Source organism: Ruminococcus sp. YE282, assembly GCA_900101355.1.
Classification (GTDB): domain Bacteria; phylum Bacillota; class Clostridia; order Oscillospirales; family Acutalibacteraceae; genus Ruminococcoides; species Ruminococcoides bromii_A.
This window is the reverse complement of record FMUV01000029.1, coordinates 24,843-31,321: the sequence shown is the minus strand read 5'-3', so window position 1 is coordinate 31,321 and position 6,479 is coordinate 24,843. Positions and strand designations below refer to the sequence as shown.

Below are 6,479 nucleotides of genomic sequence, written 5' to 3'. Positions count from 1 at the left end.
TAATAACTTGTACACGATAATCGTGAATTTTATCGGTGAAATTACCGCAACAAGGGCATTTATGCAGTTCCCTTTCTAATTTGCAATAAACGTGAATGGTATTATTTGTGCTTTTTATGTTTTCAATTAAAATGTCTTGCAATCCGAGTATTTTTTCTGTAAAATGTTTGTAGAGCATATTTGATTCTCCTTAAAATGGTTTGTTTCCACTTTCATTTTAAAGGTTTTTTTACAAATATGCTCTACTTTTTTACTTTTATTTTTGTAGGCTCTTTTTGTTCTTACCCCAACTTTTATTATAGAGCCTTTTAATTTTACAGAATTAGGACAGGTATAAACCGCCGTGATGAAACAATTTGTTATTAATTTTATTCAGATTACTTAACCAAAACTTTTGTGATTTCACTCACATACATTTTGTGGTAGTCGTCTTTATACCACTTCTTTACACCTTCGCCGTCAATAACGTTTTCTTCCGTTAAAAACTGAGAATACATCTTTTTGCACACAAGCACAAGTCTTGCCTGCTCAAAATACGGTATTCCGTCTTCGGTAAATGCAGGGGTAAGTCCGGTTTCCTTTGGCTTGTCGTAATCTCTGCCGCTCTTTGTACCGCAAAAATTAAGTGCGTCACGATATTCCTCATCAAAAAACGACATCGTAAAATAATCGTTATTCTCAATGAATCCAAATGTGTGTCTTTGCGGACGAATGAATGTAAATGCAACAGGTTTGCCCCACATTACGCCTACTCCGCCCCAGCTTACTGTCATTGTATTAAAGCTGTCTTTTGTTCCGCTTGTCACAAGCGCCCAATCCTTGCCGATTAACTTAAACGGATTATCCTGAATTTGTTCCGGTAAAATTTCTTTGAATGTTGACACAAAAATCATCCTTTCAAAATATTTTATGCAAAAATATATACTATTATTATGCATACCCAGTATAGCAGAAAGCCGAATAATATTCAATATACGCCCGGCAATATGCATAGTATGCATATTTCAATGAATATTATGTATATTCATTTTCAGTGTATATATACATTTTTGCAGCGATTCGCATTTGTTTACGCCAAAATTTGCTGATTCTATCACATTTGCAAAGCGCTTTATATGCATTTTGCCGTTTAAAATAAAATTTTAAAAAAATTGAATATTTATTCAAAAAGTACTTGATTTTTTTGAAAGTACGAGTATAATGTAATAGTAATCTAAATTTTAACAACGGAGGAATTTAAAATGGCTGACAATAAAATTAAAAAAGTAGTTCTTGCCTATTCGGGCGGACTTGACACTTCTATCATAATCCCTTGGCTTAAAGAAAACTATGACAACTGCGAGGTTATCGCTGTTTCAGGTAACGTAGGTCAGGGCACAGAACTTGACGGTCTTGAAGAAAAGGCTATTAAGACAGGTGCATCAAAGCTCTACATTGAAGACCTTACAAAGGAATTTGTTGAAGACTACATTTTCCCAACAGTTAAGGCAGGCGCAGTATACGAGGGCAAGTATCTTCTCGGTACATCATTTGCACGTCCTATAATTGCAAAAAGACTTGTTGAAATTGCAAAGAAAGAGGGCGCAGACGCAATTTGCCACGGCTGCACAGGTAAGGGTAACGACCAGGTTCGTTTTGAGCTTGCAATCAAAGCTTATGCTCCTGATATGAAAATCATTGCTCCTTGGAGAACATGGGAGTTTAAGAGCCGTGAAGACGAAATCGAATACGCTGAAAAGAACAACATTCCGCTTAAGATAAACCGTGAGACAAACTATTCAAAGGATAAGAACCTCTGGCACCTCAGCCACGAAGGTCTTGACCTTGAAGACCCGGCAAACGAGCCTATGTACAACAAGGAAGGCTTCCTTGAACTCGGCGTTTCGCCCGAACAGGCTCCGGACAAGCCTGAGTACATCACCATTTCATTTGAAAAGGGTATTGCAACAAAGCTTAACGGCGAAAAAGTAGGCTCTGTTGAACTTATCGAAAAGCTCAATGAGATTGGCGGAAGAAACGGCGTAGGTATTACAGATATCGTTGAAAACCGTCTTGTAGGTATGAAAGCAAGAGGCGTTTATGAGACACCGGGCGGCACAATTCTTTATGCCGCACACGACAAGCTTGAAGAAATCTGCCTTGATAAAGACACTCTTCACTACAAAAAGAACCTTGCAAACACATTTGCAGACCTTGTTTATGACGGCAAGTGGTACACACCGCTCAGAGAGGCTATGTCTGCATTTGTAGACAGCACACAGGAATATGTAACAGGTGACGTTAAGCTCAAGCTCTACAAGGGCAACATCATTGACGCAGGCGTTACAAGCCCATATTCTCTCTATGATGAAGAAATTGCAACCTTTGACGAGGATGAAGTTTACAACCAGAACGACAGTGCAGGATTTATCAACCTGTTCGGTCTTCCAATCAAGGTTCGTGCAAAGAAAGGTCTTATCAAATAATTTAACTTATTTGACCGTATCTGGGGCAGGGAATTTCTCTGCCCCATAAAGTGTTTTTACAAGAAAACGGTTTTTGCCGATTCTAACGATGTTATGCGTTACAAACAGCAAAAGCCGCAAACTATTTTATTTAGGGTGATAATATGCAGCTCTGGAAAGGACGCTTCAAAAAGGAGCTTTCCAAAACAACAAACGATTTTAACAGCTCAATTTCATTTGACAGCAGAATGTATAAAGAGGACATTGAGGGCAGCATTGCCCACGCAACAATGCTTGGCAGATGCGGAATCATCAAGCCCGAAGAAGCCGAAGACATTGTAAACGGACTCAAAGGAATACTTGCGGACATTGAAAGCGGAGCATTAAAAATAGATATGGAAGCCGAGGATATTCACACATTTATTGAGGGTGAACTGACAAAAAGAATCGGCGACAACGGCAAAAGACTTCACACATCTCGCAGCCGCAACGACCAGGTTGCACTTGATATAAAACTGTATCTTAAAAAAGAGGTTGTAAATGTAAAATCTCTTGTGGTTGAACTTATTAAGGTCATTGCCGACAAGGCGGAAAAGTACAGCGACACCGTAATGCCGGGCTACACTCATCTGCAAAGGGCACAGCCCATAACATTCGGACATCACCTTTTGGCATACGGCGAAATGCTTCTCAGAGACGTTTCAAGACTTGAGGATTGCCTTAAAAGAATGGACGAAATGCCGCTTGGCTCTTGTGCGCTTGCCGGAACAACCTATCCGATTGACAGAACCGTTACCGCCGACTTGCTCGGATTTGAAAGAATAACCAACAACTCTCTTGACGGAGTATCCGACAGAGATTTCTGCATTGAGTTTGCCTCGGTTCTCTCAATAATTATGGTGCACCTTTCAAGATTTTCGGAAGAAATAATTATGTGGTGCAGCTGGGAGTTTAAATTTGTTGAGCTTGACGACGCTTTCTCAACAGGTTCTTCTATTATGCCACAGAAAAAGAATCCCGATATTGCTGAGCTTGTAAGAGGCAAAAGCGGCAGGGTATTCGGTGACAATATGACGTTGCTCACCATTATGAAAGGCATTGCACTTGCATATAACAAGGATATGCAGGAAGACAAGGAAGCTATATTTGACGCCGTTGACACAGTAAAAATGTGCCTGACAGCATTCACACCAATGCTTGACACCATGCGCGTCATTCCGCAGAATATGAGAAAAGCCGCAGCAGGCGGATTTATCAACGCTACCGACTGCGCTGACTACCTAACCAAAAAGGGCGTTCCGTTCAGAGACGCCTACAAAGCCACAGGCGAGCTTGTTGCAAGATGCATTGAGCTTGGAACCGACCTTGAAAACCTGCCTCTTGAAGAGTATAAGTCCGTTTGCGATGTGTTTGACAACGGCGTTTACGAGGCTATCTCGCTTGAAAAATGCACAAACGACAGAAAAGTTTTCGGCGGTCCCGCTTCATCAAACGTTAAGGCACAGGCTAAACGTGTTGCAGAAATTGCAAACAATCTTTAATTTCAAACTTTAAATAGGTTTATTATACACAATTGCGGCATTTGCCCGTAAATTTACCGAACGACATTCGGCATCAACACACAAACAACTATCAAAAATTCAGGTGATACATATGAAAATAAAAGCAGGAATCGTGGGTGCAACAGGATACGCAGGCGCAGAGCTTGTACGTCTTTTGTCATCTCACCCCGAAGCTGAAATATCCGCAGTGAGTTCTGTCTCATTTGAGGGACAAAAGCTCAGCGATGTTTATCCGTCATACAAATTTCTTAACGATATGGTATGCGAAAATCAGGACGCCGTTTTTGAAAAGAGCGATGTAATCTTTGCCGCCCTTCCCCACGGACTTTCTCAGGAACTTGCAGAAAAATGCATTAGCTCGGGCAAAAAGTTTATCGACCTCGGAGCTGATTTCCGCCTTGAAAGCGAGGACGAATACACCGAGTGGTACGGCGGAACATTTCTTGACAAAGAGCTTCACATACAGGCGGCATACGGTCTGCCCGAACTGTTCAGAGACAACATAAAGGGCAAAAGCCTTATTGCAAACCCGGGCTGCTACACCACCTGCTCTCCGCTTGCAATTGCTCCGGCGGTAAAAAACGGTCTTGTTGAAACAAAGGGTATCATCTGCGACTGCAAAAGCGGCGTAACCGGCGCAGGAAGAAAACCGAGCCAAGCCAACCATTATCCCGAGCTTAACGAAGGATTTCACGCCTACAAGGTTGCTTCGCACCGTCACACTCCCGAAATTGAGCAAACTCTCTCAAAGCTTTCGGGAAGCAAAGTTATCGTAACCTTTGTTCCACATCTTCTTCCCGTAAACAGAGGAATACTGGCAACTGTTTATGCAGACATCAAAGACGGCGTAACCTTTGAAGAAATCAGAAAGGCATATGAGGAATTTTATAAGGACGAATACTTTGTCAGACTTTTGCCGGACGGTATGAACGCTGACATTCATAATATAAAATACTCAAACTTCTGCGACATTTCTTTGCACCACGACAAGCGTGCAAACAAGCTTGTTGCCTGCTCGGCAATTGATAATATGGTAAAGGGAGCCGCAGGTCAGGCTATTCAGAATATGAATATAATTTTCGGACTTGACGAAAAAACAGGACTTGAGATAGTTCCCCCTGCATTTTAACGGTGATAATATGGAAAATTTTAAATACATAGACGGCGGCTCGGTTACATCTCCGCTCGGTTTTACAGCCAACGGAATTTGTGCGGGAGTTAAGCCCTCAAACACAACAAAAAAAGACCTTGCACTCATTTATTGTGAAAAAGTTTGCAACAGTGCGGCTATATTCACAAAAAATCTTGTAAAGTCAGATACTATATACGTAACAAAAAAGCACCTTGAAAATGGCACCGCACAGGCTGTTGTCGTAAATTCGGGCAATGCCAACGCCTGCAACCCCGACGGTTATGAAAAGGCGGAAAAAATGTGCAAACTCGCCGCTTCCGCCCTCGGCGTTGATGAAAACGATGTTATCGTTGCGTCAACCGGAGTTATCGGTCAGCCCCTCCCCATTGAACCTATTGAAAAGGGAATTGAAAACCTCAAGGGCACGCTGTCAAAAGACGGCGGAACCTTTGCGGCAGAGGCGATTATGACAACGGACACCGTAAAAAAAGAGTGGGCGGTTGAAACCGTCCTCGGCGGCAAAAAGGTTACAATCGGCGGCATTGCAAAAGGCAGCGGAATGATTCACATCAATATGGGAACAACGCTTTCTTTTGTTACGACAGACGCCGCAATTTCTGCCGAAATGCTAAAATCAGCACTCAAGGAAGCTGCCGACGTCAGCTACAATATGGTAAGCGTTGACGGTGACACTTCAACAAACGACACGCTTGCAATTATGGCATCGGGACTTGCCGGCAATGCCGAAATTACGGAAAAGAACGAGGATTATAAGAACTTTGTAAAAGTTTTGACAGACGCATTTAAAAAGGTTGCCAAAAAACTTGCCGCTGACGGCGAGGGTGCAACCAAGCTGTTAATCTGCAAAGTAAGCGGCGCAAAAGACGAGCAGGCTGCAAAGACAATTGCAAAGAGCATTATTTGTTCAAGTCTTGTAAAAGCGGCTATGTTCGGTGCAGACGCAAACTGCGGCAGAATTTTGTGTGCAGTCGGATACAGCGGAGCCGAAGTTGACGTACACAAAATCGACGTTTCCTACAAGTCCGCAAAAGGCGAAATTCTTGTATGCAAAGACGGAAACGGACTTGCATTTGACGAGGACAAAGCAAAGGAAATTTTGCTTGAAAAAGAAATTGAAATCATCGTTTCCCTTAGAGACGGCAACGGAAGCGCAGAAGCCTACGGCTGTGACCTGACATATGATTATGTTAAAATAAACGGTGATTACAGAACCTGATAACAATAATATTCAAAGGCTTTTGTCTTTGAAATACGAATATTTCTTCAGGCGCAAAACATCTGCCGAACACCAAATCGGCGGCGATGCCTGAAAATAAACAA

5 protein-coding genes are annotated in these 6,479 nt (G+C 42.2%); 4 read left to right on the top strand and 1 reads right to left on the bottom strand.

Annotated features, from left to right (window positions below):
* Window positions 1–377: 377 nt before the first annotated feature.
* The gene (locus BLP46_RS09210) at window positions 378–884 is read right to left on the bottom strand and encodes a flavin reductase family protein (RefSeq protein WP_318259557.1); all 507 of its coding nucleotides are present in this window, start codon (window positions 882–884) and stop codon (window positions 378–380) included.
* Window positions 885–1,241: 357 nt separating this feature from the next.
* On the opposite strand from BLP46_RS09210, the gene BLP46_RS09205 reads away from it, so the two are divergent.
* From BLP46_RS09205 to argJ, 4 genes are all read left to right on the top strand, one after another.
* The gene (locus BLP46_RS09205) at window positions 1,242–2,465 is read left to right on the top strand and encodes an argininosuccinate synthase (protein ID WP_092978393.1); all 1,224 of its coding nucleotides are present in this window, start codon (window positions 1,242–1,244) and stop codon (window positions 2,463–2,465) included.
* 143 nt (window positions 2,466–2,608) lie between these two features.
* Window positions 2,609–3,985 carry an argininosuccinate lyase gene (gene argH / locus BLP46_RS09200; RefSeq protein ID WP_092978391.1) on the top strand — a complete coding sequence of 459 codons (1,377 nt, stop codon included), beginning with the start codon at window positions 2,609–2,611 and terminating at the stop codon, window positions 3,983–3,985.
* Between the two features lie 112 nt (window positions 3,986–4,097).
* Window positions 4,098–5,135 carry an N-acetyl-gamma-glutamyl-phosphate reductase gene (gene argC, locus BLP46_RS09195; RefSeq protein ID WP_092978389.1) on the top strand — a complete coding sequence of 346 codons (1,038 nt, stop codon included), beginning with the start codon at window positions 4,098–4,100 and terminating at the stop codon, window positions 5,133–5,135.
* A gap of 10 nt (window positions 5,136–5,145) precedes the next feature.
* Window positions 5,146–6,375: a bifunctional glutamate N-acetyltransferase/amino-acid acetyltransferase ArgJ gene (gene argJ / locus BLP46_RS09190; RefSeq protein WP_092978387.1), complete on the top strand. Its 1,230-nt coding sequence runs from the start codon at window positions 5,146–5,148 to the stop codon at window positions 6,373–6,375.
* Window positions 6,376–6,479 lie beyond the last annotated feature (104 nt).